The sequence below is a fragment of the Microbacterium sp. WCS2018Hpa-9 genome, assembly GCF_031843745.1.
Classification (GTDB): Bacteria; Actinomycetota; Actinomycetes; order Actinomycetales; family Microbacteriaceae; genus Microbacterium.
In genome coordinates this window covers 228,946-246,239 of record NZ_JAVTIY010000001.1, presented here as the reverse complement: position 1 = coordinate 246,239, position 17,294 = coordinate 228,946, and the positions used below count along the sequence as shown (strand labels likewise).

At 67.7% G+C, this 17,294-nt stretch carries 18 protein-coding genes and 1 tRNA gene; 8 read left to right on the top strand and 11 right to left on the bottom strand.

Features of this window, described 5'->3' with window-relative positions; genetic code table 11:
• Positions 1-20 precede the first annotated feature (20 nt).
• Entirely contained in the window at positions 21-686 is a 666-nt protein-coding gene (locus RQG82_RS01225) for a hypothetical protein (RefSeq protein ID WP_311257311.1), read from the top strand.
• Positions 687-700: 14 nt separating this feature from the next.
• On the opposite strand, the gene RQG82_RS01220 is transcribed toward RQG82_RS01225, so the two are convergent.
• From RQG82_RS01220 to pepN, 4 genes are all read right to left on the bottom strand, one after another.
• Positions 701-2,359 (bottom strand): FAD-binding dehydrogenase, encoded by a 1,659-nt coding sequence (locus RQG82_RS01220; protein ID WP_311257310.1) that lies wholly within the window; start codon positions 2,357-2,359, stop codon positions 701-703.
• The gene (locus tag RQG82_RS01215; RefSeq protein WP_140037002.1) at positions 2,356-2,805 is read right to left on the bottom strand and encodes a globin; all 450 of its coding nucleotides are present in this window, start codon (positions 2,803-2,805) and stop codon (positions 2,356-2,358) included. Before RQG82_RS01215 ends, RQG82_RS01220 begins: the two co-directional genes overlap by 4 nt.
• A complete protein-coding gene (locus tag RQG82_RS01210; RefSeq protein ID WP_311257309.1) occupies positions 2,802-3,875 on the bottom strand; it encodes a mechanosensitive ion channel domain-containing protein in 1,074 nt (357 codons plus the stop codon). The genes RQG82_RS01215 and RQG82_RS01210 overlap by 4 nt, the downstream gene beginning before the upstream one ends.
• A 73-nt stretch (positions 3,876-3,948) precedes the next feature.
• The gene (pepN, locus tag RQG82_RS01205; protein ID WP_311257308.1) at positions 3,949-6,501 is read right to left on the bottom strand and encodes an aminopeptidase N; all 2,553 of its coding nucleotides are present in this window, start codon (positions 6,499-6,501) and stop codon (positions 3,949-3,951) included.
• Between the two features lie 124 nt (positions 6,502-6,625).
• Between pepN and RQG82_RS01200 the strand changes: the two genes are divergently transcribed.
• From RQG82_RS01200 to RQG82_RS01180, 5 genes are read left to right on the top strand one after another with little or no spacing between them, the layout of a single operon-like run.
• The gene (locus RQG82_RS01200) at positions 6,626-7,810 is read left to right on the top strand and encodes a ferrochelatase (protein WP_311257307.1); all 1,185 of its coding nucleotides are present in this window, start codon (positions 6,626-6,628) and stop codon (positions 7,808-7,810) included.
• Positions 7,811-7,847: 37 nt separating this feature from the next.
• Positions 7,848-8,333, top strand: coding sequence for a ribose-5-phosphate isomerase (locus RQG82_RS01195; protein WP_311257306.1), 486 nt, complete (start codon positions 7,848-7,850; stop codon positions 8,331-8,333).
• A 1-nt stretch (position 8,334) separates the two neighbouring features.
• A complete protein-coding gene (locus RQG82_RS01190) occupies positions 8,335-9,333 on the top strand; it encodes a zinc finger domain-containing protein (RefSeq protein WP_311257305.1) in 999 nt (332 codons plus the stop codon).
• A 23-nt stretch (positions 9,334-9,356) separates the two neighbouring features.
• Entirely contained in the window at positions 9,357-9,998 is a 642-nt protein-coding gene (locus RQG82_RS01185) for an FMN-binding negative transcriptional regulator (RefSeq protein WP_311257304.1), read from the top strand.
• Positions 9,995-11,491, top strand: coding sequence for an amidohydrolase family protein (locus RQG82_RS01180; protein WP_311257303.1), 1,497 nt, complete (start codon positions 9,995-9,997; stop codon positions 11,489-11,491). Before RQG82_RS01185 ends, RQG82_RS01180 begins: the two co-directional genes overlap by 4 nt.
• Positions 11,492-11,552: 61 nt before the next feature.
• Here RQG82_RS01180 and RQG82_RS01175 read toward each other — a convergent pair whose 3' ends face one another.
• Positions 11,553-12,038 carry a Dps family protein gene (locus RQG82_RS01175; protein ID WP_042536706.1) on the bottom strand — a complete coding sequence of 162 codons (486 nt, stop codon included), beginning with the start codon at positions 12,036-12,038 and terminating at the stop codon, positions 11,553-11,555.
• A 140-nt stretch (positions 12,039-12,178) separates the two neighbouring features.
• On the opposite strand from RQG82_RS01175, the gene RQG82_RS01170 reads away from it, so the two are divergent.
• Complete coding sequence (locus tag RQG82_RS01170) at positions 12,179-12,715, top strand: gamma carbonic anhydrase family protein (protein WP_311257302.1); 537 nt, start codon at positions 12,179-12,181, stop codon at positions 12,713-12,715.
• 29 nt (positions 12,716-12,744) lie between these two features.
• Positions 12,745-12,818: transfer RNA gene (locus RQG82_RS01165), tRNA-Ile, on the top strand.
• Here RQG82_RS01165 and RQG82_RS01160 read toward each other — a convergent pair.
• The 6 genes from RQG82_RS01160 to RQG82_RS01135 form a co-directional block, all read right to left on the bottom strand.
• The gene (locus tag RQG82_RS01160; RefSeq protein ID WP_311257301.1) at positions 12,800-13,426 is read right to left on the bottom strand and encodes a hypothetical protein; all 627 of its coding nucleotides are present in this window, start codon (positions 13,424-13,426) and stop codon (positions 12,800-12,802) included. The two genes, RQG82_RS01165 and RQG82_RS01160, sit on opposite strands and share 19 nt — an antisense overlap.
• Positions 13,423-14,256, bottom strand: coding sequence for an endonuclease/exonuclease/phosphatase family protein (locus RQG82_RS01155; RefSeq protein WP_311257300.1), 834 nt, complete (start codon positions 14,254-14,256; stop codon positions 13,423-13,425). The genes RQG82_RS01160 and RQG82_RS01155 overlap by 4 nt, the downstream gene beginning before the upstream one ends.
• A complete protein-coding gene (locus tag RQG82_RS01150) occupies positions 14,253-15,083 on the bottom strand; it encodes a glycosyltransferase family 2 protein (protein ID WP_311257299.1) in 831 nt (276 codons plus the stop codon). Before RQG82_RS01150 ends, RQG82_RS01155 begins: the two co-directional genes overlap by 4 nt.
• Before the next feature lie 80 nt (positions 15,084-15,163).
• Entirely contained in the window at positions 15,164-15,496 is a 333-nt protein-coding gene (locus tag RQG82_RS01145; RefSeq protein WP_311257298.1) for a hypothetical protein, read from the bottom strand.
• Positions 15,497-15,582: 86 nt separating this feature from the next.
• Positions 15,583-16,518: an AraC family transcriptional regulator gene (locus RQG82_RS01140; protein ID WP_311257297.1), complete on the bottom strand. Its 936-nt coding sequence runs from the start codon at positions 16,516-16,518 to the stop codon at positions 15,583-15,585.
• Positions 16,499-17,251, bottom strand: coding sequence for an exonuclease domain-containing protein (locus RQG82_RS01135; RefSeq protein ID WP_311257296.1), 753 nt, complete (start codon positions 17,249-17,251; stop codon positions 16,499-16,501). Before RQG82_RS01135 ends, RQG82_RS01140 begins: the two co-directional genes overlap by 20 nt.
• Between the last annotated feature and the right edge of the window lie 43 nt (positions 17,252-17,294).

Here is a 17,294-nt window from a genome sequence, read left to right as displayed (position 1 = left end):
GCGTTGCTAGTTTAGAGGGTGTGCCCCACCAGCTTCTTCTTGCAGACGCCGAGACGGCGAAGGACGTTCTGACCTTCCTCGGGCGAGCGACCCGCATCTCCGATGAGGGGGTTCGGCTGCAGGCGGCGCGGGGTGTTCTCGCGCTCACAGGAGCCGCTCTCGCGCCCCACGGTCTGTTCGATCAGACTCCGACAGTGCTGGCGATGCGCGTCGTGCAGGCGGACCCTGAGCTCGAGTGCGATGTCGTCGTCTCTTCCCTCACGGCGACCGACGATGAACGCGCGCTGACCTTGCCCGAGACGGGGCTCTCACCCGCATGGGCCGGCGTCGCTCCGCCGCGCGGCCACTGGCAGCCGACCTCGACCCTGGCGGCATCCGTCATCGCTCGACGTGCGCAGTGGGGCATCAGCGCTGTCGCGCGTGGAGCGACGCCCGGATCCGGGGAAGAAGCGGTCAGAGCGCTCCGTGCAGCCATCTGGGGCGAGCCCGACGAGGATCTCGGCGGCCTGCCGCGTGGGGTCGCATTCGCGGCCGACGCGTTCGGCTTCATCTCCGGCGAGGAGGACGTTCCGGTGATGCAGTCAGGGCGGTGGACTCGACTCGCCTTCCGGCGAGGTCATGTTCTCGCTCGAGGACCCGTTGCCACGGGCCTCACGGCGGTCAGGGGCACGGGCTCCGCCCAATAGCGGGGAGCGCGAGTTCAGCGACCCGCGGCGCGTCCGGCCTGTCGCCCCGAGAAGAGGCACCCGCCGAGGAACGTACCCTCGAGTGCCCGGTAGCCGTGCACGCCGCCGCCTCCGAAGCCGCTGGCCTCGCCTGCGGCATACAGACCCGGAATCGGTTCGCCGTCGGCTCCGAGAGCGCGGCCGTCGAGATCGGTGTTGATCCCGCCGAGTGACTTCCTGGTGAGAACGTGCAGTTTGACGGCGACGAGAGGGCCGGCCGACGGATCCTGGAGACGATGCGGAGCTGCGGTGCGGATCAGCTTGTCTCCGCGGTAGCCGCGCATCGAACGCAGCATGCCGATCTGGGCGTCTTTCGTGAACTCGTTCTCCATCTCGAGATCACGCGCGACGACTTCCCGTCGCACATGATCGATGTCGAGCGATTCTCCACCGGGATGCCGCTGCATCTGCTCGAGCAGCGATTCGAGGTCGTTCTCGACGATGAAGTCCTCGCCCTCGTCGAGGAACGCCTGCACCGGCCCCGTCGGGCCCTTGGCGAGCCGCGACTTGAGGAGCAGGCTCACGTCCTTGCCGGTGAGATCAGGATTCTGCTCGCTGCCCGAGAGTGCGAACTCCTTTTCGACGATCTGACGCGACGTGACGAACCAGGAGTGGTCGTGACCGGTCGTGCGGAGATGCGCGAGCGTTCCGAGTGTGTCGAACCCGGGGAACAGCGGAACCGGCAGTCTCTTGCCTGTCGCATCCAGCCACAACGAGGACGGGCCGGGGAGGATGCGGATGCCGTGCGACGGCCACACCGGATCCCAGTTCGTGATGCCCTCGACGTAATGCCACATGCGGTCGCCGTTGATGAGGCGAGCACCGGCCGACTCGGAGACGGCGTGCATCGATCCGTCCACGTACGCGGGCACTCCCGTGAGCATGTGCTCAGGAGGCACCCCGAGGCGGGCTGGCCATGCGGCGCGCACGAGGTCGTGATTTCCCCCGATGCCGCCGGACGAGACGATCGTGGCGCCTGCCCTGATCTCGAAGTCGCCGATCTCATGCCGTGACGATTCGACCCCGCGAGCGGCAGGGCTCGACTCCAGGATCATCCCGCGTGCGCCGGTGACCGCCCCGTCGGTGGTGACGAGCTCCGTCACGCGATGGCGGGGGAGGATCGTGATCCGGCCCTCGCGTTCGCCCTGTTCGACCGCAGCGGCGAACGGTGCGACGACACCCGGCCCGGTGCCCCAGGTGATGTGGAATCGGGGGACGGAGTTGCCTGGGCCGAGCGCCCCGTAGCCTCCGCGTTCGGCCCAGCCGACGACCGGGAAGAAACCCACTCCGCGTTCGCGCAACCACGAGCGCTTCTCTCCGGCGGCGAACTGCAGGTAGGCCTCGGCCCACCGGCGCGGCCAGTGGTCTTCAGGGCGGTCGAACGACGCGGTCCCGAACCAGTCCTGCGTGGCGAGGGCGAGCGAATCGCGGATGCCCATGCGCCGCTGCTCAGGAGAGTCGATCAAGAACAGGCCACCGAATGACCACCACGCCTGCCCGCCGAGGTTGGTGCGCGGCTCCTGGTCGATCAGGATCACACGGCGGCCTGCGTCCAGCGCCTCACCTGCTGCGACGAGACCCGCGAGCCCCCATCCGATGACCAGTACGTCTGCAGACAGGGGCGTGTTCGTCATGTGCTCTCCGTTGATTCCTGACGTGATCGCGTCTCGAGCGTGGGGCGCCCGGCCGACGGTGTGCCTATGCCGGACGGCTCGAATGTGTTCACCATGGCATACGCGGCGCGTTCGAGGTAGTCCCACAGCGTCGATTCGTGGAGTGGCGACAACTGCGCCTCGTCCAGAGCCGTTCGCATGTGCCGGAGCCACCTGTCACGAGCATCGGGGTCGACGTGGAACGGCATATGGCGCATCCGCAGGCGCGGATGTCCGCGTGTCTCTCCGTAGGTCGTCGGGCCACCCCAGTACTGCTCGAGGAACATCAGCAGCCGCTCCTCGGCGGGGCCGAGGTCCTCCTCGGGGTACATCGGCTTCAGGACCGGATCGAGTGCGACCTCGCGGTAGAAGACCGACACGATCTTCGCGAAGGTGTCGCGACCGCCGACCTCGTCGTAGAACGTCACTTCTGGGAGCTCCCGTCGTCGTTGGTCTTCTTGCGCCGCCAGATTCCACGATCCGGGATGACGGGAACACCGGTGACGGCGTTCGGACGGGTCTTGGGGGGATTGGCGCCCCGCACCCGGCGCGCCCCGTCGAGCCCGGTGGGCACCACGGTCGTCATGATCGGGAGCGCGATGTCGTTCTCGAGCATGGCCGATCGCAGGCGCTTGCGGAGCTCCTGGGCGACGTCGTCCTTGGCGTTGGCCCGAGCCTTGATGACGAGACGGATGACGAGGGCCTCGCCGTCGATCGACTCGAGACCCCACAGCTCCGGCTTCTCGATGATGCGGGTTCGCCACTTCGGGTCCTTCGAGAGTGCCAGTGCCGTGTCGAGCATCGTCTGCTCGACCTTCTCGAGGTCGGAGTCGAGGGGCACGCCGAGATCGATGATCGCCCTGGCCCAGCCCTGCGACATGTTTCCGATGCGGAGCACCTCGCCGTTGCGGACGTACCAGAGCGTGCCGTTCACGTCACGCACCTGCGTGATGCGCACGCTGACGTACTCGACGACGCCCGAGGCGAGACCGAGATCGACGACGTCGCCGATTCCGATCTGGTCCTCCGCGACGATGAACATGCCGTTGAGCACGTCCTTGACGATGTTCTGGGCACCGAAGCCGAGACCGGCGCCGACAGCGGCAGTGAGGAGCGTAAGAGAGCCGAGGAGGCTGTTGTCCAGCGCGTTCACCACGAGGACGACGGCGATGACCACCAGCATCACGTTGACGATGTTCTGCAGGATCGTGCCGAGCGTGCGCGTCCGCTGGACGAGACGCATGTCAGCGAGGGGTGAGCGCTCCAGCGCCTGGGTGTCGTCGACGGCCGCCTTGTTCTTGGCGCTGTCGACGATGCGATGCACCACCCGTCTGATCACCACGCGCAGCACGAGAGCGATGATCACGCACGAGGCGATGATGATCGCGACGTGGAGCGCCCTCCAGCCGACCGTCGTGAGGATCGCGAGGAAGTCGGTCCACGCGGTGGCTGGCACCGTCTCCTCGGGTGATGGGGTGACTTCGAATGGCTGCATCATCCCCTCCAGAGTAGCGATCAGGCCTCTGCGCGGGCTGGACGCATCGCGCAGAGGCCTGATGGGAGAAGCGGGCTCAGTCCTCCGCGTCGCGGGACTGCGCAGCGAGCGAGCGCTCGACGTCGGCGAGGTTCTCGAGCACCAGACGGCGCAGCGCCGGTGCCGCGTCCTGGTTGGCCGACAGCCACGCGCGTGTCGCGTCGCGCAGTTCGACATCGGCGATGGCCGTGGGGAACAGGCCCACGATCAGATACTGCGCGATCTGGTAGCTGCGGGACTCCCAGATCGGCACCAGCATGTCGAAGTACGCGGGCACGAACTCGCGAAGAGCCTCGGCGCCGGCCGGGTGCACGAAGCCGAGCGCGGCAGACCGCACGATCGTGTTCGGAGCGTCGTCGCGTTCGATCAGCGACGCCCACGCCGCCTTCTTCGAGGCGGAGTCGGGCAGCGCCGCACGTGCCTGCGCGGCGAACTCGCCGCCCTTCGACGTGTTGTCAGACGCGAGCGCGGCATCGATGGATGCCGCATCCGTCGCGCCGATCGTGGCGAGTCCGACGAGCAGCTGCCAGCTGAGGTCCGCGTCGATCTCGAGGCCCGGGAGCGTCTCCTCGCCGGAGCGCAGGCGCCCCACGATGCCCGCGTGCTCGGGAGTGACCAGGGCGTTCGCGAAGGCCGTCACGAACTGGAGCTGGCTGTCGCTGCCCGATTCGGCGGATTCTGCAAGAGCCCAGAGTCCGTCTGCGACCTTCTGGCGAGCGGCGAGACGAGCCTCTGGCCTGACATAGAGCGTGGCGGCGGTGCGCAGCTGCGCGAGCGTCGTGCGGACCGTGGTCGACTCGGTCTCGCGGCCGATGTTGCCGAGCACCAGGTCGACGTAATCGGAGGCCGCGGTCTCGGCGTCGCGGGTCTGGTCCCAGGCGGCGCCCCAGACGAGGGAGCGCGCGAGGGGGTCGCTGATGTCGGCGAGGTGCGCGATCGCGGTGGCGAGGGAGCGCTCGTCGAGGCGGATCTTCGCGTAGGCGAGGTCGTTGTCGTTGAGCAGCACGAGGTCGGGACGCGCGAGGCCATGCAGCTCGGGAACCTCGGTGCGGTCTCCGTCGACGTCGACCTCGGCGTAGTGCGAGCGCACGAGTGCGCCGTCCTGGAGGTTGTAGAACCCGATGCCGAGCCGGTGCGGACGGATGGTCGGGTAGTCGGCCGGAGCGGTCTGCGTCACGGCGAATCGTGTGATCGTGCCGTCCGAGTCGTCTGCGATCACCGGTTCGAGCGTGTTCACGCCCGCGGTCTCGAGCCACTTCTTCGACCAGGTGCTCAGATCGCGTCCGCTGGTGGCTTCGAGCTCGGTGAGAAGGTCGCTCAGCTCGGTGTTCCCCCACGAGTGCTTCTGGAAGTACTGCGAGACGCCGGCGAAGAACGCCTCGATGCCCACCCAGGCGGCGAGCTGCTTGAGAACCGAGCCGCCCTTCGCGTACGTGATGCCGTCGAAGTTCACCTGCACGTCTTCGAGGTCGTTGATCTCAGCCACGATGGGGTGGGTCGAGGGAAGCTGATCCTGGCGGTAGGCCCAGGTCTTCTCCATGGCGTTGAACGTCGTCCACGCCTCGGTCCATTCGGTGGCCTCGGCGGTCGCGATCGTCGATGCCCACTCGGCGAACGACTCGTTCAGCCAGAGGTCGTTCCACCACTTCATGGTCACGAGGTCGCCGAACCACATGTGCGCGAGTTCGTGCAGGATCGTGACGACGCGGCGCTCCTTGACGGCGTCGGTGACCTTGCTGCGGAACACGTAGGTCTCGGTGAAGGTGACCGCTCCCGCGTTCTCCATGGCACCGGCGTTGAACTCGGGGACGAAGAGCTGATCGTACTTCGCGAACGGGTAGGGCACGCCGAACTTCGACTCGAAGTATGCGAAGCCCTCGCGCGTCTTGTCGAAGATGTAGTCGGCGTCGAGATGCTGCCACAGGCTCTTGCGCCCGTAGACGCCGAGCGGGATCACGCGGCCCGAGGCGCTGGTGAGCTCGGAGAACGTCGCCTCGTAGGGGCCCGCGACGAGGGCTGTGATGTACGACGAGATGCGAGGCGTGGGCTCGAAGCCCCACGTCGCTACCGAGTGGTCGTCGTGGACGATGGGCTCGGGCGTGGGGGAGTTCGAGACGACCTTCCACGATGCCGGAGCGGTCACCGTGAACTGGAAGGTGGCTTTCAGGTCAGGCTGCTCGAACACGGCGAACACTCGACGCGAGTCGGGGACCTCGAACTGGGAGTAGAGGTAGACCTCGCCGTCGACGGGATCGACGAAGCGGTGCAGTCCCTCGCCGGTGTTGGTGTACAGGCAGTCCGCGTCGACCACGAGGACGTTCTCGGCCTGCAGGCCGGCGAGCGCGATGCGCGAGTCGGCGAAGACCTCGTCGGGGTCGAGCTGCTCTCCGTTCAACGAGATCTCGCGCACATCACGTGCGATCAGGTCGATGAAGGTGAGGCTCTCCGGCGTCGCGGTGAACCGGACGACGCTGCGGGAGCCGAAGACCTCCGCACCCTTCGTCAGGTCGAGCGAGACTTCGTACGACTGGGTGTCGATGACGTCGCGGCGCTCCTGCGCTTCGATGCGGGTGAGGTTCTCTCCAGGCACAGCTGTACTCCCAGGGGTGAGGGGATGCTGCCGCAACCCAGCGCAGTTGGCGCCCACGGCAACCATGACAGCCTACGCCAGCACGGCGGCCTGACTCACTTCCAGGAGATGAAAGAATAGACGCGTGACCGCGATCGAGCCGAACACCGTCCTCTTTGCTTCCGATGCTGCTGCCTCCGGCGCGCCGTACATGACCACCCCGGTGGCCTACGACGGCATCCTGCTCGCCGGATTCGGTGGCCCTGAGGGACAGGATGACGTCATCCCGTTCCTCCGCAACGTCACGCGTGGCAGGGGGATCCCGGATGAGCGTCTCGAAGAGGTCGCGCACCACTACCGCCACTTCGGCGGCGTGAGCCCGATCAACGGACAGAACCGCATCCTCAAGGAGGCGCTCGAGGCCGAGCTCGCCCGCCGCGGCATCGATCTTCCGGTGTACTGGGGCAACCGCAACTGGAGCCCGTACCTCGAAGAGGTCGTCACCGAAGCCGCAGCAGACGGCAAGACGACGCTCCTCGCCTTCGCCACGAGTGCCTACAGCTCCTTCTCGAGCTGCCGGCAGTACCGCGAGGACTTCGCGCGAGTGCTCGAGGAGACGAAGCTCGGCGAGACGGTGACGATCGACAAGATCCGTCCCTTCTACGACCACCCCGGGTTCGTGGAGGCGTTCGAGACGGGCGTCCGCGAGGCCGTGGAGACCTTCCTCGCTCAGGGCATCGCCCCGGCCGACATCCAGATCCTCTTCTCGACGCACAGCATCCCGACCGCGGATGCCGAGCGTTCGGGCGCGCGGGACATCGACTGGGGCGAAGGCGGCGCGTATGCCGCGCAGCACCTCGCCGTCGCGGCATGGGTGATGGATCGCGTCCGCGACAGCATCCCCGCCGCGGCCGACGTCTCGTGGGAGCTGGTCTACCAGTCTCGTTCGGGCCCCGCCTCGCAGCCGTGGCTCGAGCCTGACGTGTGCGACGTCATCGGCGAGCTCCCCGAGCGCGGTCGGAAGGCCGTGGCAGTGGTGCCGGTCGGTTTCATGAGCGATCACATGGAGGTGCTCTGGGACCTCGACACCGAGGCCGCCGAAGCCGCGGAGGAGGCGGGACTCGCCTTCACGCGCACTCCGACCCCCGGGGTCGCTCCGTCGTTCGTCACGGGCATCGTCGACCTGATCGTCGAGCGCCTGGAGGGACGTCCCAACGAGGAACGCCCCCACGTGACGTCTCTGCCCGGTGCGTTCGACGTGTGCCGCCCCGGCTGCTGCGAGAACGTCCGGGCGGGATTCAAGCCGGCGGCTTCCGGCGTGGCTCCGTGAGCACCCGCTGACCCCCTGCGCTTCTAGGATGGATGCCATGCGCATCCATATCGCCACCGATCACGCCGGTCTCGACTTCTCGACGCAGCTGCAGGATCACCTGCGCGGCGCAGGGCACGAAGTCATCGATCACGGGCCGGTCGTGTACGACGCGCTCGACGACTACCCCGCGTTCTGCATCCGCGCGGCGCAGGCGGTCGTGGCCGATCAGGCAGCCGGGGTCGAGACGCTGGGTGTGGTGTTCGGCGGCTCGGGCAACGGCGAGCAGATCGCCGCGAACAAGGTCGAGGGCGTCCGCGCCGCGCTGGTGTGGAACACGTCGACCGCAGAACTCGCCCGCGAGCACAACGACGCGAACGTGATCTCGATCGGAGCGCGTCAGCACTCGTTCGACGAGGTCACGTCTTTCATCGACACCTTCATCGCGACGCCGTTCTCGCACGACGAGCGCCATGTCCGCCGCATCGGTCAGATCGCGGACTTCGAGCGCGACGGCTCGCTGCTGCCGGACCCGCGAGCCTGACATGCCCGAGGGCCACTCCGTTCACCGCATCGCTCGACAGTTCGATCGGAACTTCGTCGGCAAGTCGATGCTGGCCTCGAGCCCGCAGGGACGATTCGCCGAGGGAGCGGCCGTTCTGAACGGGCGTGAGGCGATCAGCGTGCAGGCAGTGGGCAAGCAGATGTTCCTCGAGGCCGAAGGCGACGTGTGGTTGCGCGTGCACCTCGGTCTCTACGGGGCCTGGGACTTCGCCGGTGACATCCTGGTGGACCCCACCATCGCCTCAGCGAACGGTCGCATGGGGCAGACCAACCAGCGGGGCACGGTGGTCGACGAGGAGATCCTCGACGACGCCGGAGAGAACTCGCTCGCGTCGATCGGCGCACCCCGCCGGACCCGCGTGCACGTCCGCATGTCCGAGCAGACGAAGGGTCTCGCCGACGAGGGGTTCGAGTGGCCGCCGCCGGTCGTCGGCCAGGTGCGGCTGCGACTGATGACCGACATCACCGCCGCGGATCTGCGCGGTCCGACCGCCTGCGTGCTCCAGACTCCTGAGGAGATGCTCGCCAGCGTCGCGAAGCTCGGCCCCGATCCGCTCGTGGGCGATCCTGCGCAGAACGAGGAGCGCTTCGTCGAGGCGGTCCGCAAGAAGCAGACGGTGATCGCGCTCCTGCTCATGGATCAGGCCGTGGTGAGCGGCATCGGCAACGTGTACCGGGCCGAGATGCTGTTCCGCCAGCGGTTGAACCCGCACACGCCCGGCCGCGAGGTTCCGGAAGACGTCGTGCGGGCGCTCTGGCATGACTGGGTGCGTCTTCTCGCCATCGGCGTCGAAACCGGCCAGATGATGACCATGGACGACCTTTCGCCCGATGCGTATCGAGCCGCGATGGCGAGCCGTGACGACAGGCACTGGGTCTACCATCGCGCCGGTCTGCCCTGCCGCATCTGCGGCACCGAGATCGCTCTCGAGGAGATCGGGGCGCGCAAGCTGTACTGGTGCCCGCGCTGCCAAGCGTGACCCGTCGGCCATAGGCTGAGGGGATGCGTCAGAACCCCAGTTTCACGCTCGCTGATATGGCCGAGATCCGTCGTGTCGTCGATGCCAATCCGTGGGCGACGATCGTGAGCCACGGTCCCGATGGCCTGGTCTCTTCGCACTACGTCGTTCTGCTCGATGACGACCGCGACGATCTCACGGTCGTGGGCCATGTCGGGCGTCCCGACGACCTGATACACGGCATGGGGGAGAGGGAGCTGCTCGTCGTCTTCCAGGGGCCGCACGGCTACATCTCGCCCGGGTGGTACGGCGACGTGCAGTCGGTTCCGACCTGGAACTACACGGCCGTGCATCTTGCTGGGGTTCCCGAGATCCTCAGCGACGAAGAGAACCTCGCCGTGCTCGACCGGCTGGTCGATCGCTTCGAGGGACGGATGCCGGAGCCCCGCCGAATGTGGGAACGGCCGAACGACCCCTCGTTCGTCACGCGGCTGGCCGGAGGGACGGTGGGTTTCAGACTCACCCCGTCCAGGGTCGTCGCCAAGCGCAAACTCAGCCAGAACAAGCCGCTCGACACCGTGGAGGCCGTGATCGCCGAACTCGAAGGCGACGGGCCATACGCGCAGCCCGACCTCGCCACCGAGATGCGTCGCGCCGAGCAGGCGCGCTCCGGAGGCCGTTCGTGATCAGAATCGGGGAGCGGATCGGCACAATCGCCGGCGTACGGGTGTCGGGCCCCGGCAGGGAGTTCCTGATCGACGACGAGCCGGTCGACATCTTCATCGAAGACGGTCGGATCAGCGACATCGCACCCGCGGGCGCACTCGACCCGCAGGGTGAGATCCTCGAGGGCAACGGAGCGTGGGCGGTGCCCGGCCTGTGGGACAACCACGTTCACACGGTCCAGTGGGCGCTGGCTGCCGAGCGCGTCGCCCTCGGCAGCGCGGCCTCCGCATCTGAGGCGGCTGCGATCATGGCCGCCGCGGCACCCCTCCCGGATGGGCGGAAGGTGGGCAGCGGATTCCGCGATGCGATGTGGCCCGATCGCCCCACGCTCGCTCTGCTCGACAACGTCACCGGAGAGGTGCCCACCTACCTCATCAACGCGGACGTGCACAGCACGTGGCTCAACTCGGCCGCGTTGCGGCTCGAGGGCTTCGACAGCGTCGACGGGATGCTGCGAGAGCAGGACGCGTTCGAGATCTCGCGTCGACTGAACGCCGTGGACCCTGATCGCGGCGATGCGGCGGTCTTGGACGCAGGCGAGCGCGCAGCGTCTCGCGGCGTCACGGGACTGGTGGACTTCGACATGGCGTGGAACGCCGATGCGTGGCCCCGCCGAGTCGCGGCGGGGTTCGCCGCGCATCGTGTCGAGTTCGCGATCTATCCCTTCGACCTCGAGCGAGCCATCCGTGCCGGCCTGAGGTCGGGAGAGCTGGATCAGGCGGAGGATGCACCGGAGGCAGGACGCGACCTGATCCACGTCGGGCCGCTGAAGGTGATCAGCGACGGTTCGCTGGGCACGCGGACCGCCGCGTGCTCGCACGCGTATCCGGGTGATCCTGAGAACTTCGGGGTTCTCACCGTGCCGCCGGCCGAGCTCGCAGAGCTGCTCACCGTCGCCACCGGAGCGGGACTCGCGGTCGCTGTGCACGCGATCGGCGACCGCGCCGTCACCGGCGCGCTCGATGCGTTCACCGCGTCGGGTGCGGTCGGGACCATCGAGCACGCCCAGCTGGTGCGGCACGCCGATCTCGCGCGGTTCGGCAGACTCGGCATCGTCGCGAGCGTGCAACCGCAGCACGCGCTCGACGACAGAGATCTCGTCGGACGGCATTGGGCCGGTCAGACCTCGATCGGCTACCCGCTCGGCGCCCTGCGTGACGCCGGTGTCGAGCTGCGCTTCGGATCCGACGCGCCTGTGGCGCCGCTCGATCCGTGGCAGGCGATCGCCGCTGCCGTCACCCGCACCGACGATGACCGCGATCCCTGGCACCCCGAGGAGCGGTTGACGCGGGAGCAGGCTCTCCGGGCGAGCGTCCGCACCTCGGTGCGCCCGGGCGAGCTCGCCGACATCACGTTGTGCGGCTACGACCCGCTGACCGCCTCCGGTGCGGATCTGCGAGGGATGCCGGTGACGGCGACGATGGTGGCCGGGCGCCTGACCTACGGCGGATGACGGCCGGAGCACGAAGAAGGGCACCGGGAGAACCCGGTGCCCTTCTTCGTCAGACGGATGCTTATGCGGCGATGTGCGACACGAGGAACCAGCGGTCCTTCTCGAGTCCGCGCATGATCTCGATCGCGACGTCCTGGCTCGTGAGGTCGACCTCGTCGAGCCCGTCGATCGCAGCCTTCACGTCGATGAGGATCGCGTCGATGTCGGAGATGACAGCGCGCACGAGCTCGTCGGACTGGGTGAAGCCGGCGGGAACCGAGGTCGCGCTGCCCTTGGCGGCTACGGCGCTGATGCGCGCGTCGATCGGCAGGCCGAGGGCGACGATGCGCTCTGCGGCGGTGTCTGCGAAGTCTCCTGCGTGCGCGACGATCGTGTCGAGGAGCTCGTGGACGCCGACGAAGTTGGCACCGCGCACGTGCCAGTGCGCCTGCTTGCCATCGATCGTCAGTGCCTGGAGTCCGAGCACGACGGGGGAGAGGAACTGAGCCGCTGCAGCTGCCACTGTCGGGTCGCTGGCGGTGGTGGAAACGGTCTGTACCTTGCTCATCTTGACTCCTCCGGAGTTGTCTCTTCGTGCCTGATGATGACAACGCTACTCGTCTGAAAACATTCCGCAAGCAAGCGAAGGCTCGGCTTAGTGCCCCGGAATCATGCGGAAATCCGGCCTTGTGAGGATAGTCTCACCTCATGAGCATCGCAGCCGGAGCCTCTGTCCTCGCGCTCCCCGGAAAGACCCCGTCGGTCGCCGCCGACTCGTTCATCGCCGAGGGAGCGCGCATCGTCGGAGACGTCTCGCTGGCCGAGGGGGTGAGTGTCTGGTACAACGCCGTGCTCCGGGGAGATTCGGCGGCGATCATCATCGGCCCCGGCAGCAACGTGCAGGACAACGTCTCGGTCCACGTCGATGCGGCTCATCCCGTCGTCGTCGGTGCGAAGGTGTCGATCGGTCACAACGCAGTCGTCCACGGATGCACGATCGGAGACGGTTCACTCATCGGCATGGGGGCTGTCGTGCTCAGTGGCGCCGTCATCGGCGCGGGCTGCCTCATCGCCGGAGGAGCGGTGGTGCTCGGCGGAACCGAGGTGCCGGACGGTTCACTCGTGGCCGGGGTTCCCGCGAAGGTGCGCCGATCGCTCAGCGACGATGAGCGTGCTGACCTGATCGCCAACGCCGACATCTATCTGGCGCACCTCGAGACGCACGCCGCCGCGACGCCGATCTGATCGGTTCCGCCCGATAGGCTGGTGCTCACGGGGCGGTGGCCAAGCTGGTTAAGGCAGTGGGCTCATAACCCAACGATCGCGGGTTCAAGTCCCGCCCGCCCTACTCCTGCTCGTCGATCCCGCGACGTCACCTGTCGAGTGCGCTCGGGTCAGAGATGATGACGCGAGGATGACCCCGGCCGCGATGCCGCCGATCCCGCCGAAGACCATATCGCCGATGGTGTCCTGATAGGTGACGAAGATCTCATCGCTGAGGTAGGCCCAGCCCAGCCACTCGACCATCTCCCACACCGCGCTGAGCGCGAGTGCCACGAGCGGCGCGAGGACGAGCGGAGTCCGCGGTCGGGCGCCGCCATCACGAGTCATCGCGACGACGTCAGCCCGCGTGAGGATCAGCGCCGCGATGATCGTCAGAACGCCCGTGCAGACCAGGTGCACGAGCAGATCCCACCCCGGGATCGTGCGGTACAGGTCGAGTACGTTGCTCCACGCAGCGACGAGCACGGTCACGCACACGGCCAGATCCAACCCCCCGCGCAACCCCAGCGCTCGTGGCAGCATCAGAGCCGGAAGAGCAAGCGCGGCGATGCCGGCGTCCGTCGGCACGAGCCAGATCAGTGCGACTCCGACGCCGATGATCCCCACAACGCGCAGGGCGTCTGCGGACCACTCCGCGAGGGACCGAGGCCGACGGAGGAAGTCCTCTTTCACTGCGTCTTCCCGTCCATACGCAGCATCACCTGTACGGCGAGGTGATCCGACGGTCTGATCCCGTCGAAGACGCGTGCGTTGATGGCGGCAGCACGCACCCGCACGTCTCGGCTGACGAGCATCCAATCGACGCGCCGCCCTGTGAGCCGGGGTGGGTGATACCCGTTGAGCGTGCTCCACAGCGGCGTCAGCCGATCTTCTGCGGCGCTCCAGGAATCGGTGAGCTCCGCGCGAGAGAGAAGCGTGCGTACGGCCTCGGAGCGGGGGCCGGCATTGAGATCGCCCATCACGATCGCCGGAAGCGCGCGCTCCCGGATCAGGGCAGTGATGGCCTCTGCTGATCGTCGTCGAGAACGAGAGGACAGATGGTCGAGGTGGGCGTTGACAACGATGAACCGGACGCCGGTCGACCTGTCCGAGAACTCCGCCGTCACGAGGATGCGGGGGAGCAGATTGCCCCAGGATCGGCTGCCCGGTTCGTCAGGCCGCGCCGAGAGGGCCCGCTGCTCCCAGCCACGCAGCTCCAGGCGTTCGGCGTCGTAGACGAGCGGACTGCCCTCGCCCGCGCCATCGCGGGCCCTTCCTCTGCCGACGAACCGATGGGTCCGGCCGATCGCGCGGGTGACGACCGTCATCGCGCGGGGCCGCACCTCCTGCAGCCCGAGGATCGTGGGACGCTCCGAGCCGAGCATCTCAGCGACGGCCGGTGCGCGCACGCTCCAACGGTCGCGCTCCGGACGCAGACGGCCCTCCATCGCACGGCGGATGTTGAAGGACATCACGTGCAACTCCGGTGCGAGCGCGGGGCCGATCAGCGGTGGCGCGGTCATCGCGTCCTCCGCGATGCAGGGCCGCGCAGGCGATGCCGGACCACCAGGCGTGCCCATCGGAAAGGTGGGAAGTCTCGAGGCCAGTGCACAAGCACGCTGCGGAAGCCGCGGTGCACACGCCGGCCGAACCGTCCTGCGGTGAGGGGTCTCATCGACATCCCCATCGACTCGCCAGGGAGCCGCGCGATGCGGTGGTTCTCGCCGACGTGGAAGGCGAGGTCGAGGTCGTCGTGGATCTGAGGGTCGCCGCGATGCACGTCAGCACGCACCGCGTGCCACACATCCCTGCGGAACGCGAGATTGGAGCCGAAAAGTGGTCGATGACCGAGAGTCACACTCAAGATGCTCGTATACGCCCCGAGATAGAGCCGAGCGAGCGGGACGCGGAGCGCCGCGGGTCCATCGGTGAAGCGCGCAGGTCCGGTGACGGCGCCAGTACGCGCGTCCTCCCCGAAGACCGAGACGACGGCGGAGATCCAGTCGGCATCCGGTTCGCAGTCCGCGTCGAGCCTGAGGATCAGATCACCGCGTGCGGCGTCGTATCCGGTGGACGCTGCGGCCGAGATGCCCGGCTCGATGCAGGTCAACACCCGCGCTCCCAACTCCCGCGCCACGGATGCCGACGCGTCTGAGGAGCCATTGTCGACCACGATGATCTCGTCGGCCGGCGTCTCCTGTGCGTGCAGCGCCCGCAGACACCGTGCCAGCAGCGCTGCGTCGTCCTTGACGGGGATGACCACCGACGTCGTGGGGGAGTGGGCGGGTCTCGTCCTTGACCGGACAGAGACGGCGCTCCCCGTCACATGCACTTCGCTGAGTTCCGTCATCGACGCGATCCTGTCATCGATCGACGGGGCCAACGAGGGACTTGACACCGGGGGAGCTCACCCCGCCTGCCTCGTCCGGATCAGCGAGCGTCTGCGGGCTGCAGGTCGGGAGAAGGCTCGATCAGTTCGTCCACGAGTGTGATGCCGCCGCTCGAGTTTGCCGAATGCGCGAGATTCTCGATCCATCGACGGCTGAGATCCGGCGCCTCGCTCTCGTCGAACACGAACCGCAGGGGGATCGACGGATGCAGCCAGACCGTCGAGCGGCCCTCGGGATCGCCTTCCGGGTGCTTCCAGGTCAGGGTGAAGCTCTCGTTGCGACGCAGCTTCGTCGCCACGACGACCTTGAGGTGCGCGAGCGCACGATCGTCGATATGGATCGGCTCCGAGGCGCCGTAATAGAGAGAACCCATATGCCGAAATATATGGGTTCGAGAGCGAGCCTCCGCACTGGCCGCTCACGACGCGCGATGGTCACGAACAATCTGTTCGCATGGTGTCATCGGCGATGCCGCGCAGCTGTCACGGAAGGAAGCACACCGAAGCTGTCGCGATACGCGGCGGCGAATCGTGAAGGATGCGAGAAACCCCATCGGCGAGCCACCGCGGCCACCGTCGAGGGTGACCCGGACTGGAGGTCGCGATGGGCGCCGTCCAGCCGCGCCCGTCGCAGCGACTCGGCCGGCGTCGTGTCGAGCGCTCGTCGAAAGGCGTACTGGAGTCCCCGCGTCGAGATGTGGACGGCCGCGGCGACGTCGTCGACGGTGATCGGCCGGTGTGAATTCTCGGAGATGAAGTCGAGAGCACGGCGCACGGTCGCCGGGGCAGCTGTCGTCTGCGTCGGGCGATGCCGCTCGAGGCGGCTCGTCGTCGCGAAAGCCGCCAGCGTCGTCGCCGCCGCATGGCGTGCCAACTCGCTGCGCAGGATCTCGTGATCGTCCGTGGTCTCGAGGGGGGCGGCGCTCTGCTCGAGGTACGCGAACATGCGGTCCCATGCTGCGGCCGCATACTCGGAACGAGGGGAGAGGTCGCCGATACGGATGGAGAGGTCGTCGTCGCCGCTGATCCGCCGGGCGAGGCGCGACAGGGTGTCGCGTTCGAACACGAGTGCGGTGACCCGGGCCCCCGCGTCCCACCGTGCATGCACTCGTGGCCCGTCGGAGATCCACGGGCGGCTCGCATCGAGATCGCCGCGATCGGAGTACACCTGTGCATCCGGACCGTCCACTCGGCAAACCAGAACCTGGTCGTGCGGTTCTGCTGTCGAGCGGACCTCCGCCGCCAGGTCGTATCGCACGAGGTTCACACCCCCGAGATCGGCCGAGTGCCAATCGAAGTGGAACCGCTCGGGGTCTACGTCGTGCAGGACCGCGGAGGGGACGAACTGCTTCCAGGTGCTCTCCACGCGTGAGACGTCACTGGTTCGAAACCGCATCGCGAGGCACCTCCCCGAGGGTGCGATGTGCGCGCACCGGCCAGGTGCCGTCGAGGCGCTCCTCGGGCTCGAGGCGACCGATCCGGATGAAGTACTCGGTGAGGCTCGCCGCCTGAGAACGGGCCCACCCGATCTGCCGGGTGTGCAGTTCTTCGAGGGTCTCAGGAAGCACGAACTGACGCGCCAGCGCCTGCGCGACCCGGCCTGCGGCCACCGCATCGGCGGCGGCCTCGTGGGCGTCCTCGAGTCGCACGGCGTACAGAGCCGCGACCACCTCGAGGGTGCGCTTGCCTGGGCGGTATCGGTCATAGGCCTTGTCGATCACGAGCGGGTCGATGATCGGCGAGGGATTCTCGAGCGGTGCGATTCCGTGGCGACGCGCCTCGTGCGCCAGGAGGGAGAAGTCGTATGCCGCGTTGTACGCGACGATCGGAACCCCCTGAGAGAGAAGGGATCGCAGGGCAGCGGTCACTTCTCCGACCACCTCGGCACCCGTACGCCCGTGCTGACGGGCATGCTCGGTGGTGACTCCGTGCACGGCTGTAGCACCCTCGGGGATCGGCACACCGGGATCCGACAGCCAGTCCCTAGCGGCGATCTCGCGCCCATCCGCGTCGAGGAGCCCCACGTGCGCGGTGACGACCCGGTCTCTCTCCACGTCGACACCGGTGGTCTCGAGGTCGAACACGCCTACACGAGTGATCCAGTGCGGGAGCGAGGGGGCTGGGGGCATGGTTTCACCGTAGATCCGGGCTCCGACATCCGAGCGGAGGCAC